At 44.3% G+C, this 2,964-nt stretch carries 5 protein-coding genes and 1 pseudogene; 4 read left to right on the top strand and 2 right to left on the bottom strand.

Features of this window, described 5'->3' with window-relative positions; all coding sequences use genetic code 11:
• On the top strand, positions 1-412 hold a 412-nt coding region (locus tag G477_RS21410), incomplete at its 5' end, for a hypothetical protein (RefSeq protein WP_026698587.1).
• Positions 413-496: 84 nt separating this feature from the next.
• A complete protein-coding gene (locus tag G477_RS0114780; RefSeq protein WP_026698586.1) occupies positions 497-991 on the top strand; it encodes a hypothetical protein in 495 nt (164 codons plus the stop codon).
• Positions 992-1,523: 532 nt separating this feature from the next.
• Here the strand turns inward: G477_RS0114780 and G477_RS0114775 are convergent.
• Positions 1,524-1,958: a hypothetical protein gene (locus tag G477_RS0114775; RefSeq protein WP_156897371.1), complete on the bottom strand. Its 435-nt coding sequence runs from the start codon at positions 1,956-1,958 to the stop codon at positions 1,524-1,526.
• Complete coding sequence (locus G477_RS21015; RefSeq protein WP_084406280.1) at positions 1,936-2,145, bottom strand: helix-turn-helix transcriptional regulator; 210 nt, start codon at positions 2,143-2,145, stop codon at positions 1,936-1,938. Before G477_RS21015 ends, G477_RS0114775 begins: the two co-directional genes overlap by 23 nt.
• 135 nt (positions 2,146-2,280) lie before the next feature.
• On the opposite strand from G477_RS21015, the gene G477_RS0114770 reads away from it, so the two are divergent.
• Complete coding sequence (locus tag G477_RS0114770; RefSeq protein ID WP_026698584.1) at positions 2,281-2,751, top strand: DUF6612 family protein; 471 nt, start codon at positions 2,281-2,283, stop codon at positions 2,749-2,751.
• Positions 2,714-2,964: pseudogene (locus G477_RS19800) on the top strand (hypothetical protein); the annotation flags it as partial. The gene G477_RS0114770 and the pseudogene G477_RS19800, both read left to right, overlap by 38 nt.

Here is a 2,964-nt window from a genome sequence, read left to right as displayed (position 1 = left end):
CGACATGGATCCCGTGTGGCGAAGTGCTGTCGAGGAGCTTGCTGTTCATGATGTACCGAGCATCATCGGCAGTGTCCCGGCAGTGGAATCGTTCCAGCGCATTTGGCAGGAACGGCATGGCTGTCAGGCGGACATTGGCATGGAGCAGCGGATCTTTCGTGCGGATCGAGTCATCCCACCGCGGGATACAAGCGGCACTCCGCGCTGGGCGGAAGAGGAAGATCTGCCGCTGATCACGTCTTGGGTAGAAGCTTTTGCCGAAGAGGCGCTCGAGGCCGTCACGAGAGAAGAAGCAGCAGAGCAGGCGGAGCGGTTCGTGTTCAGCAGGAGCGTCCTGTTGTGGGAGGACGGGCCTCACCCCGTGTCGGTGGACTTTCACCACCGAGCTGCCAGACATGCCGGGCACACCTAATAAAAAAACAACGGAATTAATCCGTTGTTTTTTTGATAGTTTACAAGTCTAAATACTTCAACTAATTCCTTGGAGGTAAAAGAGATGAATAGAAAATTCATAACGTTTGTGCCTTGTTTATTCTTCTTGGCTTCATGCTCTACTAATGAAGAGACTATTACTATAGGAGATAGCGTGAAATACAATGGTTTAGAAATCACTCCTCTTGAAGTAGATGTTAATGTAGAAAATTATAGAGGGTTAGAACTAAGGCCATCTTCAGAAGCCACAGTAATAACCTTACGGATTACAAATCATTCTCAAGAAGAATTTGAATTGAACCGTGATTTTTACTATTCTTTTGGTTTAGTGTATGAACACTTAGAGCATGCGGATACTGAAGTGGTCGCACGATTGGACATTGAAGATCGACCCTGGGAATACCCAGAAGGCTCCTTAGAAATAGATGAGAGTGTTACAACGGAAATTGGTATATTTACGGGAGAGCCTAATCTGATTGAGTTAATCTTTGATGAAAATTTTGATCAGAATGAATTTGAAGAAAACAGAGAAAATGCTGAAATTATTTGGGGATTCTAAATATTGATGCATAACCTGCTACCTGTCTTTTGAGAGCATCAGGCAGCTACTGTACACCTCCCAATATAGCTATTATAATAGGCTTAACAGAACCCACCACGCCTCTTCACAGTGCAACCGTGGAAGTTACGTATGAAGGTCGCTTCGCCATGGCGAACCGGCTTCAATCTACGCACACAAAATTGAAGTGATGGAAGAATAGTCTATTGAAAATTAAAGCCAGGGTTCCTTCTTTTAAGAAGAGAATGCCTGGCTTTATATATTTCTCATGATACCGATTATAGTGCTTCAAATGACCGATGTCACCTTCTACTCTAGTAACAGCGCATAGACAATTTGCCAAGTTACGTTGGTTGCTGGTGTGTTTATATAGGACAAATTTATGAAAAAAAAGCTACAGCAGCTATCAATGACATAACATTAAACGCATCAATGAATACTGCCGATAATCTCTTTTTCCTTCCTGTTCTTTGTTATCATCTTTTTTCTCCTTTGGACTGCTTTCGTCTTTATCATCATCCCGATGCGAGAGTTATTTGTCTGATTCGTCTCGCTGTTTTTGTTTTAAGTAATGGATAAAGCTGAAAGGAGCGAGAAAGCAAATGAAGACGGCACCTCCTACAAGACTGGCATGCAGAAGGGTATTGCTGTAAATATACTGTAGAGATCCGGCAGCTACCCCTAGGAGAAGGATGAGTGAAAAAGTTCGAGAAAAGGGCCAAGGCCGTTTTGATTGTTTCTCTCCATCATCCATATCGACAGAAACACGTATACTTAAAAAGTTATGAACGATAATACTTAAGAGGAGGACAATCCAAATCGGATTTTCCCTGGCAGACTGAAAGCCTCCGGTCACCACCTCATAGAGCAAGATAGCAATGATACCGATGGTTTGTATCAGAAATGCTGTACGGATGTTCTTTAAATTCTGTATTACTAAGCGCTCATCGTTTATTTTTTGCATCATAAAACTCCTCTCGGGTAACCCAAAATAATTCATCTAAAGACTGTTCTAAGGTATAACAAATGCTTAGGCATAGTTTTAGGGAAGGATTGTATTCCCCCTTCTCTATAAGACTGATGGTTTGCCGTGTCACTCCCACGGATGAAGCAAGCTGTTGTTTCTGTAAGCAGTGCACCGAAGAATCTCTCATTCAACCTGAAGCGACAATAACTATATAGCAACAGAGGCTTTCTGTGACTAAATGAAATTTCCTACTTATGTGAATAATTGGTAAGCTGAGATGAAAGCAACTATTAAGCACAGGCGGGATGAAATGAAGTAAACAGTGGCATGTATAAGTGCAGCAGCGGTTCTTGCCGTTCCGGCAGCCGCCGCAGCGGAGACCGAGGCGGAGGACATTGTAGCGAAGTCGGATGAGGCAATGCAGCGTTTGGATAGTGTCTCCATGACAATGGAATTGGATCAGTCACACGAAGAGAATTGCGAAGCGTTCACGTCGCAGTCGACGATCGAACAGGAGGTCTTTTTCGATTCATTAGAAATTTGGCAGGAAACGAAGACGTCGATGCCGGAGCTGGGTGAAGAAGTGCTGATGTCTTATATAACAGAGGACGGATTTTTTCAAGAAGATGGAGTCGTTCACGTTCCCATCAGCCGAGAAGATCATGATCGTTTCTATTTTCTGCTGTATGAAAAACGAGAAAGGAGCACAAACAATGAACACGTTGACACTTCGTCATGCACAGGAAGCTTTGGCAATGACACAGGAAAAATTGGAGGCAGACCAGGCTGCTAATGGGCTGCCTTATGGTATTTTACATAATATTGGGGAGGACGATCATCCGCTGCTGCTGGCAGTCGAAGAAGAGGAGGACGTCCTGGCCCTGCTTGTGCGGACGCCGCCGCATCATCTTATTCTTACGGCGTTTACAACCGACATGGATCCCGTGTGGCGAAGTGCTGTCGAGGAGCTTGCTGTTCATGATGTACCGAGCATCATCGGCAGTGT

It is taken from the genome of Alkalicoccus chagannorensis DSM 18086, assembly GCF_000429725.1.
Taxonomy (GTDB): domain Bacteria; phylum Bacillota; class Bacilli; order Bacillales; family Salisediminibacteriaceae; genus Alkalicoccus; species Alkalicoccus chagannorensis.
Note: the sequence above shows the minus strand (reverse complement) of the source record. Positions and strands in the feature narration are given on the sequence as shown.

Bases quoted from the DNA above. Each gene is read 5' to 3' on its own strand.
- G477_RS0114780 (WP_026698586.1), top strand. From the start codon at position 497: ATGAATAGAAAATTCATAACGTTTGTGCCTTGTTTATTCTTCTTGGCT.
- G477_RS0114775 (WP_156897371.1), bottom strand. From the start codon at position 1,958: ATGATGCAAAAAATAAACGATGAGCGCTTAGTAATACAGAATTTAAAG.
- G477_RS21015 (WP_084406280.1), bottom strand. From the start codon at position 2,145: ATGAGAGATTCTTCGGTGCACTGCTTACAGAAACAACAGCTTGCTTCA.